The organism is Chryseobacterium daecheongense, assembly GCA_027920525.1.
GTDB classification, from domain to species: Bacteria; Bacteroidota; Bacteroidia; order Flavobacteriales; family Weeksellaceae; genus Chryseobacterium; species Chryseobacterium proteolyticum.
In genome coordinates this window covers 4,269,976-4,288,942 of sequence record CP115858.1, presented here as the reverse complement: position 1 = coordinate 4,288,942, position 18,967 = coordinate 4,269,976, and the positions used below count along the sequence as shown (strand labels likewise).

The window sequence follows — 18,967 nt, the reverse complement described above, 5'->3', positions numbered from 1 at the left end:
TTACAAGATCTATTCAAAAATAATAATGTGATTATGATCATAAACTATCCTATCATTAATGCCTAAGTTTGAAAAGGATAAAATCTAATAACTTTCATTATTTTGTGGTAACTTCCTCGGGCTGGGGAAGTTTTTAATGCAAAATCCCCAACCGAAGTTGAGGATAAAAAAACACAAATAGTGACTAAAAAATCACAAGGCTTTTAAAGATAATAAAAATTCAGATTATAAAAATTCAAAAAAAATTATAGGTACCACACGACATACAAAAGCGGCTTATAATTTGATGGGAAATTAATTGATCATTTTCTAAAAACATTATTAACCAAAACATTACTATTATGATAATAGGTGAAGAATTATTAATTAAGCATGGAGCGGTTAATAAATATTTTGCCCCTGGCGAAATAATTTTCCGCGAAGACTCTACTCCCAACCAATATTTTCAGATTGTTACAGGGATGGTGGAGCTATTTAATTTCCATCAAAATGGAAGAGAATTTACTCATAACATTTTATATGACGGACAAAGCATAGGGGAATCTTTATTATTTACTGAAAAGCCTTATCCAATGAGCGCAATTGCTAAAACAGATTGTAATATATTGTGCCTTGGGCGAAATGAATTTACAAGTTTAGCTGCTCAAAACTTTGATGTAATGCAAAATCTCTTGCAATGCATGTCCGAAAGGCTTTATCATAAATACGTAATGCTCTTCAATATGTCAAGTATTGAGCCATCAGTAAAGATCAAAACCATTTTAGATTATATTAAAGATTACAATTTAAGGAATATTTCTGATGCTTTTGAAGTGCCATTTACACGGCAGCAGATAGCAAACCTAACAGGTATGGCTGTAGAAACTGTAATACGTACAATCAAAAAAATGGAGGCTGATAATATTTTAACAATTGAAAAAGGAAAGATACTTTACTAGTCTATATAATACTCAGAACGCATTAAGAAAATATATACTCTGGAGTTCTTCAAATGAAGGGCTTCTTTTCAATAAAATCTCCAACCGAAGCTGAAGATATAATTTACAAACTTGACCAAATATTCACATTCTTAAAAATTTACAATAGCTAAGTAATAAAACAGTTTATGATCACAATCATAAAAACACTTATTCATATTTACTAAATTAGAATATTAGTTTTTTAACTAAATCCATTAGGTTTGATAGCTTCTCTTAACAGGGAAGCTTTTTCGTGAAACTTTTAAAATTATTTTAATACTGGATAAGAGTCTTTCATTTGAAGGGCTCTTTTTTTTAATGAATAATCCCCACTTTAGCGGGAATATTAGAAAAGCTTTTAGTTGATTATCTTATGAGGATCTCCAAAATACCTTTTTGGTGATGAACAGAAAATATGATATTCTTTTTAAAGAATATTAACCTAATTAAGTGTCAGTTTTTAATACTCATCATGTTATGTTAAGCACAGCTATAAGGAGGGCTTGGCCCTGTACACCTATCATTGATACAGCATGCACCTTTAAAACATGGAAGTCCTGCCGGACCGCATGGTTCTTCCCCGCCGCCACTAATTCATTTCAATTCTTTTCTATATACTTTTTTTTAACGGTTCATGATTTATAGTTCTATGATTAAAGTATAATTAATACTTATTAAAACATTTTTTCTTTTCCCAGATTTCTTCTTCAATTATTTTTTCTTACAGCGTTATTAGATTTATACTCAGCCTCAACAGCATAAACTCTGATGTTTCTGTCTCCAAAGCAATACTTTGAATTTTTTAGAAAAAAATATAATACGCCGACTTTTGTCGCTACTCACACCTACTTTTGTATTAGTAATTAAATGATAAGAATTTTAGGTGTTTATTTTTATATGCCCAATAAAAATATACAAAAAATTTTGATTACTCAAACCCAATGCCGGGGATTATACAGCAAAAATTACAATTAACATTTTAAAAAGAAAAAATCATGGCAGAATTAACAAGACAACAAAAAGAAGCAATTGCTTGGGCTGATGTAGTAGCAGGATTAATGACAGCAGAGACAGGGTTTGTAAGCCTTTTCATAGCTGCTGCAGCTTCAATGGCATACTACAGCTAATGAAGGTTGGAAAGCTATTGTTACTGAAGAACCTATTCTTCCAAGCAACAGTAATAATTATGGTATTTTACATAATCTTACATGTGAAAAGTACTTAACAGACGGATATGATCAGGTTACTTATAACGAGGTTCTTATTACTGCGGTTAAGGTAAGGCCTGATCTGGCTGGTGAAATTTACGCAATTGCAGAGGATTATTTCCAGGAGAAAGTAGAAATGGCGGTGAATAAAAATTTGATATCTGTAGATGATAAATTAAATGCAATACTCGATACTGTTCCATTGAATGCTGCTGATACAGATAAAATCTATCAACTGTTAAATTCCCTCCCATTTTGATGGAAATTAAATAATTCCACCATCCCTGTAACAATCTGAAAATACAGGTTAGGAGTAGAGTCTTCGCGGAAAATTATTTCGCCAGGGGCAAAATATTTATTAACCGCTCCATGCTTAATTAATAAATCTTCACTTATTATCATAATCGCAATCTTGTGGGGTTAAAAAATGTTTTAATAAAGATTATTAAGGTTTACTATCAAATTATAAGCTTTTTTGTTTATGTGTGGTCCCTAATAAGATTTTGGGTAAAATAAAAATTAGGTCTTCATTTTAAACAACCATTGATTATATTTATTAATTAGCTTTAAGATTTATTCTATCATTATTTTAACCTAACTAAGGCTTGGTAAAATACCCCATTTATTCCAACGGCGATACCTCCCTGTAGCCTCCATCCGATTAATAAATTTGCTTCAACAACTTCATAAAGACCATCAAGGGACTCGTTACTAACAACTCGATATTCCATATTTTTTAAATTATATATTATAATAAACTTTATAGCTATAAATTTATTTAATTCTTAGATAAATATAGTAAATTTACTATTCAATAGTTTTGTTTTCTACAAAACATTGATGTTTTTTTGACCTGTCTTCGGACAGGTTTTTTTATTTAAAGAATCTCCCAACATATTATCATGATCACATCTTTGTTAAAATTTCAACTTTATTAAAATACAACCAATCCTAAAGCTACCCTAGAAGTTTCTGGTGAACCAACTAATATTTCAAAAATGGATGGTATTATTCCGCCCAAAACTACAGGAGCTGAGTTACGAGCAAAAAATTATGGAGCTGATCAAACAGGAGCTATGGTATATATTACACTTGCAGATCCAGCTCCATCAGGTCAAACGATCAATGTAACAAGAACGGGGTATTTTTCTTTTAATGGTACGATATGGCAAGCTATTTCAACTCCCCCTTTAAATCTACCTAATGGTACAGGAACTGTTATTATGATTGATGGGGAGCAGCAAATAGCTCAGGAAATTTCTGCTAGAATGTCTACAAATTGGGAGACAGGTACTATAGCAACTACACCACTAGCAATCAATAACATTACAACTAAAATTATTGACAATTATAATACATTTACAGGAACAAGCACCAACAATTCTTTCACGATTAACGCTAATGGTACTTATTTAGTAACAATGAATTTTTCCGTACAACCTCAAGGAAACGCTTATAGTGGAGATTTTTACTATGGACTTTATAATAATACAGATAATAAATGGGAATCTCAGCTATTACAAACAATAACTTTAGCAGATGGAGAAGTAAGCAACTTAAGTTTTAATGTAGCTATGGACCTTGTTACAGGTAAAACTTATTCTTTTAGAATTATGAAAAGAATTGCAACAAAAATATTCATCCGGGGAGAATTAAGTGGAAATCCTTCTACTTTTTTTTCAGTTAACAGACTTAAATAAGAAATGGAAGCAAGGATTATGATTTGTGAAAAGCGGGTAAAGTCAATTCAGGCTACAAAACCAAAATAGATTCTAATCTACAATTTTGACAAATACATCAAAGTTCAGAGAAAGATTTTGCAAAGCTAAGGACGAGAAAACTAGTTAATTTATAAATAAAACAACCAGTTGTCGGTAGTTCTAGTGAAATCATTAGTCCTTAGATTTGGTGTTGAAAACAACTGCAGTTGGGAAATCAATCTAAATATAATTGAGAAAACACCTGCTGTGATAGCAGGTGTTTTTTTATATCATGGCATCCAACCTATTACATCTACCAGTCTTTCACACGATAACTTCATTTGGCTATATTATGAAATTTGGGAATAGATTGTTGTACTACTAATATGATTAAAGTAATTTATTTTTTGAGATTGTCCTTCTATCTTCAATATATTTTACACTCACAATTTTATCTCGAATAAATTCAGTTTTATTTTTTCGGTCAACAAACACGTCATCTGAAAGCCTATGAAAAAATTCACTTTCAATTTTTTCTCCTGTAATTAAAGTGATTATTCCGTCAAATGTACTTGTTTCAGCTTGTCTAATACTTTCTTCCAAACGTTCTTGTAAATCTTTTACAATCTGAAAGTAATACCCCACCACCTCTTCCCTACTGAAAAGCAGAGAGCCTCCGGCAAATGTTCTGAGTTCAGCGCCATGCAATCTCAGGCATTCCTCCTCAATCATTATATTGTTAAATTAGTGATGAATATAGCTTTTAATGTCTACTAGACTTTATGATTTGCAGCATAATGATATCATTTGTCAATCGTATTGATAGAATTAGGGAACAATCGTAATAAAAAGGTAGATCATAAATATGCCGATCAGCACAAATCCCTGCATAATGTTTGTTTTTCCTGTGGCCAGGGAAATCGTGATGATAAATAGCGATAGTCCCAAGAGAACGGTCGATTTGATGTCGATTCCCAATGTCATCCTAATCCCGCTCATTACTGATATGATCGCAATGGCAGGAATGCTCAGTCCGATGCTAGCCAGCGCAGAACCAAACGCCAGGTTCAGTGAAGTCTGTATCCTGTCATTTCTGGCCGCCCTGATTGCCGCAAGAGCTTCCGGTAAGAGCACAATTCCTGCAATGACAACACCTACTGCGGATCTTGGTGCTCCCACGGCTACCACTAGATATTCTACATCTCTTGAAAGAAGTTTGGCCATCAGAACAACCACACTTAAACTTACGATCAGCATAAAACTGCTGATATACATATGCTTTCTCGAAACTTTGACTTTACCTTCGTATTCCACAGCTTTTTCCTTCGCTTTGTCACTGGGCGATATAAAAAAGCTCCGATGCCTGATCGTTTGCACCATCGTAAACCCAAGATAAAGTGTCAGGCATAACAACGCAATAAACAAAAGCTGAAACGAAGTATACTCACCTCCTTTGTGGCTTACTGTATAGTTAGGTAATATTAGAACAAAAACAACCACTGCTGTTAAAGTGATCAGAGCCGTGCTCACGCCTTTCAAAGTAAAGGCTTGCTCCCGGTATCTTATTGATCCAATGACAATACAGATGCCAATAATTCCATTAAGGATGAGCATAACTGCTGCAAAGACCGTATCCCTTGCCAGGGTGATGGTCTCCAAACCTTCAGCTCCAAGCATAATGGAAATGATAAGGCCGACCTCGATGACTGTCATGGCAAAGGCCAAAAGAAGGGTGCCAAAAGGCTCACCCAGGTAGTGTGCAAGCACTTCGGAGTGATAGACTGCTGTGAGCACGCTTCCCAGTAACAGGATAGTTAACAGGATCGAATAATAGCCTGATGAAAAGATGAAGCTCCCAAAATAGAAGAGCCAAGATAAAAGCGGCACGACTATCGTCCAATACCGTAAATACTTATGTTGATTCATAAAGAAGAATACAATTTAATTTTTGATGGTGTAGAGCGTACCATCTTTTGACAGCAAAATGCGTTCAATGCGCAGAAGGCCTTTAACCTTGTGAGTTTGAACAAAAGGACATAGTAGCTCATTTGAATTGATAAAGAAATACCACATTGCCAGTATAGGCATGTTTCGACTCATCCCTTACTACGAGTCTTGCACCGACAACGACCTTGACCATCTCCCGAAGGTCATTCACCGATCTGATCGTCGCCTGCAATGATACTTCAGAATTTACTTTCACGGGTATGCCGAATCTCAGGTCTTCAATTCCGTAATTGATCTCGAGGCTTACATTCTGCACCGTTGCGATGTGCTTCCATAGATAGGGAATCAGTGCAAGCGTGAGATAGTCGTGTGCTATAGTTGATCCGTAAGGGCTTTTAATAGATGCCCTGTCGCTGTCCACATGAATCCACTGGTGATCCATAGTGGCATCTGCAAATCGGTCGATCTGGTTCTGGTCAATTGTATGCCATGGAGAACTTCCGACCATGACTACCTCCAGTGACTTATATTCTTCGTAATTGTTAATGATCTGCATGTATTTTCTGATTTAATAGTTCAATGGCAGCGGTATGATTTCCGTAAAAAGATAAAAGCCTCTCGCAACATGCGGGAGGCCGGTAATATAACTAATATATTAAATTACTATATTGATCAGATTATGCCAGTTTAACGTTGATTGCGCTTAAACCCCTATCTCCTTTCTGTACGTTGAAAACAACCTCGTCGTTCTCACGGATGCCTCTTGACTCAAGTCCTGAGGTATGTACAAAGATGTCTGCTCCACCTTCTGATGGTGCAATGAAACCGAAGCCTTTTGCTTCGTTGAAAAATTTTACGGTGCCTTTTTGCATTGTAATAAAATTAAAAAATTAATATAATGGATCTGTACACTTTACAGATTTAATTTTTGATGTTAATGATGATCTGTAGGACAAACTGAAGCATTTGTCGTTATTACCTATCATTCTTTGCGCGGCTCATTGATGCTATCCATAAGACACTTAAATATCATGGCCTGTACTGTCGGGTCATTTTTTAAGATCAATGGAATCATGATTCTCAATATTATTAAAAAAATTGGATCTATAAACGGGAAACTGTAAAAGCAAGACTGATAGTTGTCATAGACCAGTGAAGCGAAGGCAGGAACCTTTCTTTATGAATACTTTGCAAAGGTAAATCAATATTCCTCGAAATTAAAAAATATAAATAATTGATTATCATTATTTTATTCATACATTGCGCACACAGAAGAATTATTTGCACAGTGCGGATGATCAAAGTTTCCGTAAATATGCAGACCCATTCAGCTACACCACAGACCCTATCTCATACCGTTGAAGAGCATTCCATACCACAGGTTCGTATTGCTTATTTCATTATGGTACACCAGCGACCGGAGGCCCTTATGACTTTGCTTGAGAAAATATATACCCGTGATCAATTCTACCTGATACACATTGACCGGAAAGCCAGTTCCGAAACAACGGAAGCGATCCAGGATTATGTAATTCAATATCCGAATGTCTACATTCTGGAAAGTATGAATATCATATCAGGGGGATTCAGCATGATTCAGGCGGAGCTTAACGCCATGGAATTCTTACTCAATGCCAGCAAGCAGTGGGACTATCTGATCAACCTTAGTGGCGAAGATCTTCCATTGAGATCCCAGCACATCATCAGGCAATTTCTGACGGTCAATGCGGGAAGAAATTACATCTTTTATTATGATCAGAAGTTTTATAGACCCGACACATTGCAAAGAATCCAGAATCACTTTACAGAATTAACCCACAAGATTTCCTCGCTTATCTATAAAAGAGACTTTATGAGGGACGTCACACCATACATAGGCGGCAAATGGTCATTTATACTGTTCTCTCTCGACATATCAGATGCTGTTTCATTTCCTTCTTCATCTATTGAAATATTAGTCAGACCTAAATTGTAATAATTAGATAATCCATCTACTGGGGAAAAAGTTACTCTTTTAGGAATTTCCATAGTTCCTACACTTACAAACTCGTATTTAATTCCTTCTGCTTCATCTTTAAATTCATAGTCATAGCAAAGGTCTATCAGCTTTTCCATACATTAATTTAAAGCAAAAATAAACTATATCTTTTTAGAGATAGACTTTATGAAAAAAAACTACAAATATTTGTGGTTTTAATATCTATTCAAAATAAATACCTATTTTAAAAAAATAATTTTGAACAAAACACAAATATTTATATCATCACTTTGTGATATTTTAGTTATATATATTTACTCTTTCAAAATATCTTTTTCTGCAAAATTCAAATTTCCAATAATTTGCAGTATTAATTTTTGTTTCACAAAAACTTCCAGGACTTACCATCGCCAATATATTTTATAATTTATATTAAGATTAAATAAGCTAAAAAAATGTACATTTGGATGAAAAAAAAATTTAAAAATGAAAAAAAATTTATTATCATTAGCCTTGTTCCTTCCTGTATTATATTATACACAAGTAGGCGTCCATACATCTACTCCTCAGAAAACTTTGCATGTTAACGGATCCTTACAAGTTGTAAATGAATTGAATGTAGGTGGGACTTCTTCTACTCCCGGATCATCTGGAAATGTAGGTCAAGTACTTAAATCTAATGGGCCAGGTGCCCCCCCTTCTTGGCAAAACCTTGCCGGAGCTCCAACATCTACCGGGACGGTAATTGCAGTTAATGGACAATTTTTGGTTGCTCAGGAAATTATAGTTCAAATGACTGCAGACTTTACAAATTCCGGCACAGGTACTGCGGTAACTATAGGGAATTTAAACAATGAAATTGTTGATAATGAGAACCTTTATACAGGTTCAGCTACAACTAATACTTTTAAAGTATCGGCAGATGGCGTTTATCAGATAACAATGAATGGACAGTTATCAACAACTAATGGAACGTCGCCTGTTATAGGAATTTGGGATGATACAAACAATAATTGGGTGGCTCGAGTTAATGATCTTTATACAGCGACAACTGGCAGTTTACAGACATATACTCTACTTACATCTATTCCTATGCTGACATCTAATACATATTCATTCAGAATTGTAAATACAGCCAGCATAACCATAAAGCATTTAAGTTCAGGAAGTACTGGTTCGGGTCCTATTACACAAATGTCGTTGAAACGATTAAAATAAAAGTTATTTACGTCTTCACATTTAAAAAATTTTTAGCATTTATAATTCTAATAAAAGAAAAAATATGGAGTAAAAAAATAAGACCTCTCAGCCGCAAGAGGCATTTCATAAATTATAACTCCTCTTCAGAAAATGAAAGGGAGTTTCTTTTCTGGATTATTCTATTCCTTCGAAACATATAAAATCAACTATTAGGCTTAAAGTGTAAAATTTATCGTTTTATACCAAACTAAGAATGGAAGGTTTGAATTCTCCATAACAGTTCCACTACGTAGTGAAGTTCGAAAAGAGCATGATTTGCATTGATAACTCCATTTTGATGGGAGCCAATAATGTTCTTTTCCTTTACATCGCTTGCAACAAACACCCTCTTTATCTCGTTGCTCTTTAAAATGCTTCCTACAATCCTCTTCTGTACCAAAATGTGCCGTGAAATTGAAAATATTCATATAAATAAACCGTTGAATAAGATTTATTTATTTTTAATTGCCATTTTCTTTATTTCTTCATTCGTATTATTATCAAGAATTTTAGCATACCGATAAAAAGTTGCTCTAGTCAAACCAAGTGGCTTGTAAATCTCCTCTGGAGACTTAGTTGGATCTTATAAAAAGAGCGCATTATTAAAAGTTTAGAAATTTTTTCTCTTGTAAATCCTTTTGGTCTTCCGCCAGTCCTTCCTCTTGCTCTTGCCGATTGTAGACCTGCATTTGTTCTCTCTCTTATTAATTCTCTTTCATATTCCGCCAAAGATGCCATTAGATTTAAAAATAGACGACCATTAATTGTCGATATATCTACACCATCTATAAGACCTTTTATTATAATTCCCTTGTCACTTAAACCAAGAACCAGATCAATAATATGTTTTAAACTTCTTCCTAATCGATCTAGTCTCCAAACATACAATTCATCACCTTCTCTGAAATGCTCAATCATTTTATCCAGTTCAGGACGATTCTTAGTTGAACCTGAAATTTTCTCTTGATATATTTTTTCACAACCTGCTTTTTCTAAAGCTTCAATTTGTAAATCCAAATTTTGATCTTTGGTAGAAACTCTTGCATATCCTATTTTCATAATTTGTTACATTAAACTCATCTCTCATAAATTTATGAAACTTTGTTTAATGATACGAGATTTTGAGAAATTAATTGAAAAGATAAAATGATTTAAAACAATCAATTTAAAAATCTCATAAAACCACCGAATTTTTATTAAATATTTGATAATTATCTATTCCACTATTCAAACTAAATTCTTATAGCTGTAAAGTGGATAAAATTTGCAGATCATCAACGAATCGGTGCGATATTTGTTCCTTTTCGACTACTTATCATATTTGTACTTGGGATCATAAAAGGATAAACACAAGGCACTAAATTTGGAATTTAATATTCTAAGATTAACTTTAAATATTTTGTGGTAAATCCATCAATCGAGGAAATTTTCTATTCAAATCACTTAAGAATAATACATTAATATTCTACTAAAAACAATTATTCCAATTAAATTAATTATAATATATTAGCATCTTTTTTGAATGAGAAATAAATAAATTCGTATAAAATTAAATTACATGACAAGTAAAATAATTGGTACTGGACATTATATACCCTTAGAGGTTATTGATAATTTATTTTTTTATGGAAATCTTTTTTTTGATGAAAAAGGTAAGAGATTGGAACATAATAATGCTACAATTGCTGAAAAACTAAAAGAGATTACGGGTATACAAGAAAGACGGTATGCATCTAAGGAATTGGTTACTTCAGATCTAGGTCTTATTGCAGCAAAAACAGCGATAACAAATTCTACGATTGACCCTGAGACATTAGATTATATAATATTTGCCCATAATTTTGGAGATGTTCCTTATGGGGAGATCCAATCTGACGCTGTTCCTAGTTTAGCGTCAAGAATTAAACATCAATTGGGAATTAAAAATAATTATTGTGTTGCCTATGATTTGATATTTGGATGTCCTGGGTGGATTGAGGGAGTAATCCAGGCTAATGCATTTATTAAAGCCAGTATTGCTAAGACTTGTTTGGTTGTAGGGGCTGAAACTTTATCTCGAGTATCTGATATTCATGATCGGGATAGCATGATTTATGCTGATGGTGCAGGGGCAGTAATTCTTCAAGCGACAGAGACCGATTCTGGTATTAAGTCACATGTTTCTGCTTCTTACACTTTAAAAGAGAAGGATTATCTTTATTTTGGAAGATCTTATAATTGTGCAAATTCGTCAGATACTAAATTCATTAAAATGAACGGTAGAAAAATATATGAATTTGCTCTTTTGCATGTACCGGAAGCCATGAAAAAGTGTCTTGACGAGAGTGGATATAAGATTGGGGAATTAAACAAAATTATTATTCATCAGGCTAATGAGAAAATGGATGAAGAAATTGTAAATCGTTTTTACAAATTATATAATACCCCAGTTCCTAAAGATATTATGCCTATGATCATAAGTAAACTTGGAAACAGTAGTGTGGCAACAGTACCAACACTACTTTCAATGATTTTAAATAACGAACTTCAAGATCATTATATAAAGAAGAATGATATCGTATTATTTGCTTCTGTTGGAGCTGGTATGAATATAAATGCCTTGGTATATAAATTTTAGTATTGATTTTATGACACTTAAATAATTAATATACTTATAAAAATATAATTTGCTTTTGTTTTATTGAACAAAAAAATTTTAGAAAACATTTTTAGTTGCCTGCTAATTATTAATTAAACTAACTTATGTTAACTGCATTAACTCCTTTTGCAATGTTTTGCACGTTATATACTACGAGAGAGCTGTTCAGGAATATTTGACCTCCATGGAATGATAACAGGTATATTTACTTAAAAACAAAAGACTTGATTTAATAAATAATAATTAAACTTGTTTACATAGTAAAATAGCATTTATAAATTTCGTTAATGTTTGCTATATATAGAAAAAACCTGTCCGAAGACAGGCTAGAGAAACAGCAATGTTATTGTTAGAAACAAATACATTGACTATAAAGTTACATTTTTTTCAAATACATTATAATTAGGATGAAAATTAACTTATAATCAATATAAGAGAATAAATAATAATCATCATATTGTGGCTTCCACGAGGGAAACACATGACAATTTTTAAAATAACTGATAACGTGTGCGAGAATCATTATTATTACAGGATAGACCTATCTAATGGGTGCGATTATTAAGACTGGTTGCAACATCTTATGTTTTGGCAGAATAGAATTTTTGACTTAATGCAAGTCTATTACATCAACTATAAAAAGATAAAATCTGATAATTCTTGATTCTGAGAAAGGAAAAATACTGTACTTACCTTTGTGATTAAGGTCATAGACCTACTAAAACTTAAATCAATAAATTTGTGTGAAAATATTTTAAAATAACTTTCAACATTTTATTGTGGTGCTCTTTTACCGGGAAGCTTTTTATTTCAAATACATTAATATTGGAGTCTTTAATTGAAGAGCTTTTTTATAATTAAATAATTACCGTTAAAAACTTAGAAATTTCACCAATAGCCGTATAAAGTCGCCCATTGATCTTTTACCGATGGATTTTACAAAAGGTTACCTATCCAAAAGATATTCTGCCATGTATAAAATATAGTTAACACCAAATTCTACTTCAATCTATACTCTCTAAAATTTTATATCTTTTCGGCGATCTATTCTGGCTGAATAATTACAAAGTGTACAAATTTAAACTCATTTTTTATATTGGTGCGTAAACGTCGTATTGCCTCAGTGATTTCTTCTGTGTCGAGGTGATCTTTAAAATCTATAATGAGCATAAGGACTACCTCCTCTGGAGATTGGTAGGTCGAAAGGATATTTTTTGTTTTCACTACCGAAACATCCATTTCTGCGAGCTGGGAAATTTTTCTTCTTGTTTCGGGAGCAATCCCTTCTCCCATCAATAAGCTTCGGCTTTCTCTGGCTAAAATAAAAGAAACAAAAACCAATATCAGCCCTACAAGTACCGACGCCAGACCGTCCAATGCTGGAATTTGCAGTGAGTGGCTTAGGCTCATTAAAATTATCACAATAATTAAACCTGCAACTGCTGCTCCATCTTCAAAAACTACAAGAAAACTTGAGGGATCTTTACTTTTAATAATAGCCTCCCACCAACCAAGTCCTTTACGGACCTTATTAAACTCTTTTACAGCGATAATTAAAGATGTTCCTTCGAAGATCAACGATAGAAATAATACAATATAATTCCAAAATGGATCCTTCATCAGTTCAGGTTCGATGATATGTGAAACTCCCTGGTATATAGACAAGGTACCACCCAGTCCAAATATTAAGATAGATACGACAAAAGACCAGAAATACAGTTCTTTGCCATATCCAAATGGATGAGACACGTCAGGTACTTTTTTACTCCTCTTAAGTCCATAAAGAAGCAACAGCTGGTTAGCGGTATCAACTGTTGAATGGATTCCTTCGGAGATCATGGAAGAGCTGTTTGTAAATGCCCCTGCAATAAATTTTGTTAGGGCGATTAGAAGGTTTGCTGCAAGAGCACTGTATATTGATTTTTTATTGTCGGTCATTAATAGCCTTACTAATTAAAAAAGGATAACATTGTCAATAACATTTATATTCTGTAGTCCATCTCTGACACTACAGAATATTAAATCTTTTCACTGATGTAATAATCCGGAGAATCTGAACTATATAATTTCTTCAGCACTTTCTACGTCTTAGCTCTCATCCTTGATATTCCTGACTAAGCTGATTCCAGCAAAAAAGAAAAGTAAACCGATAATTCCCACCACGATAAGCGGCATATTGGCTACACCTTTTGTGATTAAGCCATTTCCTACATAAATAAGGCCACCTATCCCAAGTAGGGTTAATATTGTCCCAAAAATTCTTTTGACGTTCATGATATTATTTTTTATTAAGGTTAGTATCCACTATTTCTGACTTGCTGGCATTTTTCATTTCCCAGCATATTTATCAATTATCTTTTTAAGGTCAATTCCCTTTCCTAGCACTGGCTTAAATATATCGCCTTCACTTTGCAATCGCTCCAATGTATTGAAAATATGAAAATCACTCATTTTAAGTCCCTTTTTAACTTCATCCCAATGCAGAGGCATAGAAACAGTCGCCCCAGGTTTTGGTCGCACAGAATACACCGATGCAATAGTTGCATGAGGCCTGTTTTGTAAAAAATCAAGATACATTTTTCCCTTACGGTCTTTAATGACCCGTTCCAAACTTGTATAATCAGGAAGTTCTTGATGTACCAAGGTGACTATTACGCGAGCAAATTCTTTGGACTGTTCATATGTATATTTATTTCCCAACGGAATATAAATATGAAGACCGGTCGATCCACTTGTTTTACAGTAAGAATCTATACCCATATCATCTAAAATCTGTTTTGTAACCTGTGCGGTTTCGATTACCTGATCAAAAGAGTTTTTATCAGGATCGAGGTCTATGATACAGTATGTCGGATGTTCAGGTTTTTTTATTGTACTATTCCAGGGATTCATCTCGATACAGCCAAGATTTGCCATATATAACAATGTTGCTTCATCTTTCCCAACAAGGTAGTGCTTGTCCTCATTATCTGTTTCACTCTTATACAAAAAAGTATCAGCCCAGTCCGGTGCTGTATCTGTCACATTTTTAAAATAAAAGCTTTTACCTTCAATACCATTGGGAAATCGGTTCATACTCTGAGGGCGGTCCTTTAAATAAGGAAGAATAAATGGTGCTACCTGGTAATAGTAATTGATCAAATCGCGTTTAGTAATTTTTGCTTTTGGCCAAAAAACCTTATCCAGGTTTGTAAATTTAAGTTCGTGCTTATTGACGGTTTTCACCTGTGTCTTTTCAGTAGGATTCAATAAGGTTTTCCTTTTCATTTTGCCAGCAGGTTTTATTATTTTTTCATGATGTTCATCAGTAATCTGAGCTGTATCAATTTCTTTTTCAAGAATAATTTCCATTGGGTCTTTATCTTCCCGCATCCCCTCAAAGGAAGGGTGACGCATGACTCCATCACTGGTCATTTCTGTAAAACTTACTTCACAGATAAGTTTAGGCTTTAGCCATGTAACGGAAGCATGAGGCGGATTAGGCCGAAATCGGGAAGGTTTGTTGACATCAGGCTCCTCAGAAAAAGGAGGCTTATTAGTGAACAGTGGCTTAAATTGTTCCATCATCTCCTTCTGCAACTTGTCATTAAATCCTGTGCCCACTTTTCCTTTATACACAAGATCTTTACCTTCATAAACTCCTACAAGGATGCTGCTAAAAGATTTTCTGGAGTCATCATTCAACGTAAAACCTCCAATAACCACTTCCTGTCTTTTATTGGCTTTGATCTTAAGCCAGTCCTTTGTCCTTACATGTACATGGTACAAACTATCCTTCTTTTTGGCCATTATGCCTTCAAGTCCCCTATTCTTTGCAGCTTCCAAAAATTCTATCCCGGAAGTATAAAATGGTGTACTGATTTTTATTATATCATTCTCCTCTAATATTTCTTTTAGAATTTCCTTCCGCTGACATAAGGTAAGGTCTGTAAGGTCCTTTCCATCATGCCATATAATGTCAAAGACATAGTACAGTAAAGTTCCGTCTGCCTCACTGCGCCAGTTTTGTAATGATCCGAAGTCAGCCTTGCCATCCTCCCCTACAACGACTATTTCTCCATCCAAGATAACATTAAGATTAAGCGCCTTGAGCGAATCATATACCGGATAAAATTTCTCGTTAAAGCTTTTGTCATTACGAGATTTGATCTCAACCTTGCCCCCTTTTAAAAAGGACACTGCCCTGTACCCATCCCATTTCACTTCATAGAGCCAATTTTTATCTTCAAAGGGCTTATCCACAAGTGTAGCAAGCATTGGTTGTACATGATTGTAAAAAGCCTTCTTTGGCGCGCCTTTTAAAATCTTATCCACATCAATATCCTCCTTCTCTGATCTGTTTGAGCTTAATTGTTCCTCAATGAGTTCTGGAGTCGTTTTTTTTTCAGTAGTCTTATCTTTGAGCCTACTCTCCTTTTTTACATTAGGTTTTCCATAAACTTTATCTGGAGATTTTTCCATCTGGACTATTGTCTTTTTGGAAATCACGGATTTATCTTTTAATGTAATATCCCTGGTCGTTGCGTATTTATCTTCAAGCTTCATCAGAAGCCAGCTATTCTCGCCCCTACCATAAGCTTTTACCAAGGCGAATTCTCCTTTTAGTTTTTTACCATTTAGCTTTATTTTCAACTTACCAGCATGAAGTTGGTGCAATAGATTTTTCTCCTGCTTTTTCAAATCTCCTTCCACTGGCTCCGAAGGTTCATAAGTACCTTCGTCCCAAACAATCACCGTACCCCCACCATACTGTCCCTTTGGGATAATACCTTCAAAATCCCGGTAATCATATGGATGGTCTTCAACCATCATAGCAAGTCTTTTAATATTCGGATCCAGGGAGGGTCCTTTAGGAACCGCCCAACTTTTTAATACTCCGTCCATTTCAAGACGAAAATCGTAATGAAGATGGGAAGCATCATGTTTCTGAACAACAAACCTCAATTCTTTGCCAGATGGCTTACCCCCAAAGGGTTCGGGAGTCTTTTCTTCTGACCGCTTTTCACGATATTTTTCTAAAGCCATACCAATTGTTTTTTAAGTTAATGGATTTTAGAATCTAAAAATTTGGCCGCACTTAACAAATGCACAGCTGACACTCTAATGATGCAAGTATTGCTATTTTTGGTGACGCTTCCTTAAGTAATCTTCTAATGTTTTTCGGTCATTAGAACCGGTTGCTTTTATAGCACCAACAACGGCTTGTGAGGTTACTCTCATTTTTTCCTTGAAATACTGGATTTCATAATTTTCTGAACCACTTACCTGTTTGCGGTCTTTTTTCCCTTTTTTAGATTTATCGTCTGTCATGGTTTAATATTTTAAGTGATTTACATTTGGTGATTAAAAAAAATACAAATATTACGCCGTTACGTATTATTTATTTTATACAATAATTAAAAAAGAAAGTTTGAAATTGAAGGCTTATGATTTTAAGTGAGAACGTTTTATGGAACGATAAATTTTAATAATAGATTTATGAATGCTCATAAGCTTCTTTTGCAAAGAACCAAATCACAACTACTATAAAAGCTATAGCATATAAAATTCACTTATTTATTAGTAACAGAAAATAGTTGATTTAATGGCTAAAAGTATGTAATGGCTTGGATTTTGTTATTTCGTGAGAGGGCTGGTTATGGATCAAATTAAAAAAATACTCCTATGGCAGATAACAAAAATGATTCAAAACTTCTTGCTTTTTTCAAGAAATTGGGGCCTGGCTTAATAACTGGTGCCAGCGATGATGATCCTTCAGGCATTGCAACATATTCCCAAGCAGGTGCACAATTTGGTCTTTCAACATTGTGGACCGCCTTACTAACTTTCCCTCTCATGGCAGCTATACAAGGCATGTGTGCAAGAATTGGTCTTGTTACAGCGCAAGGTCTTACAGTTACACTGAAAAAAAACTATTCTAAACCAATACTGTATGGTATGCTCATATTTAGCTTTCCTGCAATAACCTTGAATATTGGTGCAGATATACAGGGAATGGGAGCTGTCGCTCATATGATCTGTCCAGCAATTCCCGTGTCGGTTTTTTGTGTGATTCTAACAACTCTTCTACTTTTTATAATCATCAGATATCCGTACCAGAAAATAGCAATGATATTAAAATGGCTATGCCTTAGCTTACTCCTTTACATTATTGTTCCCTTTTTAGTGGAGCAAGATTGGGCAATGGTTGCAAAAAAAACCTTCATACCAACAATTAAATTTGATAAAGAATTTCTTTCAATTATAGTAGCAATTCTTGGTACAACAATCTCACCGTACCTTTTTTTCTGGCAAACCACTATGGAAGCAGAAGATCAAAAGCATAAGGGCGTTGTTTTCGTAGATAAAAGTATATTGAGTGAAATGAAAACTGACGTAAACTTAGGAATGTTACTTTCCAACATGGTGATGTTTTTTATGATTCTTACAACAGGCACTGTGCTGTTCAATGGCGGAATTCACAAGATTGATACTGTGGATCAAGCAGCAAAGGCTCTTGAACCGTTGGCAGGAAAACTTACCTATTTTATTTTCGCCTCTGGAGTTTTGGGTACAGGAATGCTGGCTATTCCGGTGCTCGCAGGCTCCCAATCTTATATGCTTGCAGAGACATTCGGATGGAAAGCAGGTCTTGATAAGAAGTTTTCACAGGCGAAACCCTTCTACGGATCCATAATTATATCGTTACTTATTGGCCTATCACTCGATTTTTTTGGTGTAAGTCCCATTAAAGCACTTCTGTATACAGCAATTGTTTACGGACTAACGGCGCCCGTAATGATTGCTGTCATTATGCATATTGCAAATAATGAAAAGATTATGGGTAAACATACCAATACAAGGTTATCAAATATTTTAGGTGTGCTAACATTTATACTTATGACAGCTGCGGCCGTTGGACTTATTTATTTTTTATTCTAATTAGTAGAAGTATAACGTAGATTTGCCTCTTACAATTGATATGGTAACTGTTTCCGTAGGTAACTCTGTAATATTTACTATCCTTTATCTAAAGAAGTGGCTGATTATAAATGCTTTTCTACAGTTAGAAAAAGCCCGTCCTAGATATCCTTTTTATTCATATATATCCTAAAATTACATATAATTATTTTCCACTGAAAACTCCACAAAGGACTATCTCCCGTAGATATTTTACGTGTCAATTTAATATTATCCTTTACTTTACTAAGACTTGGGCGGTACTATTGGTTTCCAGATCATTAATACTTTTTAAAATTCGATCAATATTAGCAAGAAATTGTTTTGAAGATAATCCCATCAAGCTCACATAACTGGAT

At 34.2% G+C, this 18,967-nt stretch carries 15 protein-coding genes and 2 pseudogenes; 7 read left to right on the top strand and 10 right to left on the bottom strand.

The genetic code is table 11. From position 1 onward, the window contains the following. Positions 1-341 precede the first annotated feature (341 nt). The 3 genes from PFY10_19250 (at position 342) to PFY10_19240 (ending at position 3,867) form a co-directional block, all read left to right on the top strand. Positions 342-938 carry a Crp/Fnr family transcriptional regulator gene (locus PFY10_19250; GenBank protein ID WBV56329.1) on the top strand — a complete coding sequence of 199 codons (597 nt, stop codon included), beginning with the start codon at positions 342-344 and terminating at the stop codon, positions 936-938. A 1,016-nt stretch (positions 939-1,954) separates the two neighbouring features. Continuing rightward, positions 1,955-2,086 carry a hypothetical protein gene (locus tag PFY10_19245; GenBank protein ID WBV56328.1) on the top strand — a complete coding sequence of 44 codons (132 nt, stop codon included), beginning with the start codon at positions 1,955-1,957 and terminating at the stop codon, positions 2,084-2,086. Positions 2,087-3,165: 1,079 nt separating this feature from the next. Then, positions 3,166-3,867, top strand: coding sequence for a hypothetical protein (locus PFY10_19240; protein ID WBV56327.1), 702 nt, complete (start codon positions 3,166-3,168; stop codon positions 3,865-3,867). Positions 3,868-4,257: 390 nt separating this feature from the next. Here the strand turns inward: PFY10_19240 and PFY10_19235 are convergent, their stop codons facing one another. The 4 genes from PFY10_19235 to PFY10_19220 form a co-directional block, all read right to left on the bottom strand. Continuing rightward, positions 4,258-4,599, bottom strand: coding sequence for a hypothetical protein (locus tag PFY10_19235; protein WBV56326.1), 342 nt, complete (start codon positions 4,597-4,599; stop codon positions 4,258-4,260). A 96-nt stretch (positions 4,600-4,695) separates the two neighbouring features. Continuing rightward, the gene (locus tag PFY10_19230) at positions 4,696-5,793 is read right to left on the bottom strand and encodes an ionic transporter y4hA (protein WBV56325.1); all 1,098 of its coding nucleotides are present in this window, start codon (positions 5,791-5,793) and stop codon (positions 4,696-4,698) included. Positions 5,794-5,911: 118 nt separating this feature from the next. Next, positions 5,912-6,370 carry a MaoC family dehydratase gene (locus PFY10_19225; protein ID WBV56324.1) on the bottom strand — a complete coding sequence of 153 codons (459 nt, stop codon included), beginning with the start codon at positions 6,368-6,370 and terminating at the stop codon, positions 5,912-5,914. Between the two features lie 121 nt (positions 6,371-6,491). Beyond that, entirely contained in the window at positions 6,492-6,686 is a 195-nt protein-coding gene (locus PFY10_19220) for a cold shock domain-containing protein (GenBank protein ID WBV56323.1), read from the bottom strand. Between the two features lie 443 nt (positions 6,687-7,129). Here PFY10_19220 and PFY10_19215 point away from each other — a divergent pair, with 443 nt between their 5' ends. After that, complete coding sequence (locus PFY10_19215) at positions 7,130-7,789, top strand: hypothetical protein (GenBank protein WBV56322.1); 660 nt, start codon at positions 7,130-7,132, stop codon at positions 7,787-7,789. A 489-nt stretch (positions 7,790-8,278) separates the two neighbouring features. Beyond that, positions 8,279-9,010, top strand: a complete 732-nt coding sequence (locus PFY10_19210; protein WBV56321.1) for a hypothetical protein — start codon at positions 8,279-8,281, stop codon at positions 9,008-9,010. A gap of 212 nt (positions 9,011-9,222) precedes the next feature. Here the strand turns inward: PFY10_19210 and PFY10_19205 are convergent. Together PFY10_19205 and PFY10_19200 are read right to left on the bottom strand one after the other, a co-directional pair. Next, positions 9,223-9,459, bottom strand: a pseudogene (locus tag PFY10_19205) (transposase). A gap of 23 nt (positions 9,460-9,482) precedes the next feature. Then, a pseudogene (locus PFY10_19200) lies at positions 9,483-10,090 on the bottom strand (recombinase family protein). A gap of 499 nt (positions 10,091-10,589) precedes the next feature. On the opposite strand from PFY10_19200, the gene PFY10_19195 reads away from it, so the two are divergent. Then, on the top strand, positions 10,590-11,648 hold the full coding sequence (locus PFY10_19195; GenBank protein ID WBV56320.1) for a ketoacyl-ACP synthase III: 1,059 nt from the start codon (positions 10,590-10,592) through the stop codon (positions 11,646-11,648). Positions 11,649-12,713: 1,065 nt separating this feature from the next. On the opposite strand, the gene PFY10_19190 is transcribed toward PFY10_19195, so the two are convergent. The 4 genes from PFY10_19190 to PFY10_19175 form a co-directional block, all read right to left on the bottom strand. Continuing rightward, the gene (locus PFY10_19190) at positions 12,714-13,607 is read right to left on the bottom strand and encodes a cation diffusion facilitator family transporter (GenBank protein ID WBV56319.1); all 894 of its coding nucleotides are present in this window, start codon (positions 13,605-13,607) and stop codon (positions 12,714-12,716) included. Positions 13,608-13,757: 150 nt separating this feature from the next. After that, complete coding sequence (locus PFY10_19185; protein ID WBV56318.1) at positions 13,758-13,943, bottom strand: hypothetical protein; 186 nt, start codon at positions 13,941-13,943, stop codon at positions 13,758-13,760. Positions 13,944-13,997: 54 nt separating this feature from the next. Continuing rightward, the gene (ligD, locus tag PFY10_19180) at positions 13,998-16,694 is read right to left on the bottom strand and encodes a DNA ligase D (GenBank protein WBV56317.1); all 2,697 of its coding nucleotides are present in this window, start codon (positions 16,692-16,694) and stop codon (positions 13,998-14,000) included. Between the two features lie 93 nt (positions 16,695-16,787). Further along, on the bottom strand, positions 16,788-16,979 hold the full coding sequence (locus PFY10_19175) for a DUF3606 domain-containing protein (GenBank protein WBV56316.1): 192 nt from the start codon (positions 16,977-16,979) through the stop codon (positions 16,788-16,790). A 354-nt stretch (positions 16,980-17,333) separates the two neighbouring features. On the opposite strand from PFY10_19175, the gene PFY10_19170 reads away from it, so the two are divergent. Continuing rightward, positions 17,334-18,590 (top strand): divalent metal cation transporter, encoded by a 1,257-nt coding sequence (locus tag PFY10_19170; protein WBV56315.1) that lies wholly within the window; start codon positions 17,334-17,336, stop codon positions 18,588-18,590. Positions 18,591-18,967 lie beyond the last annotated feature (377 nt).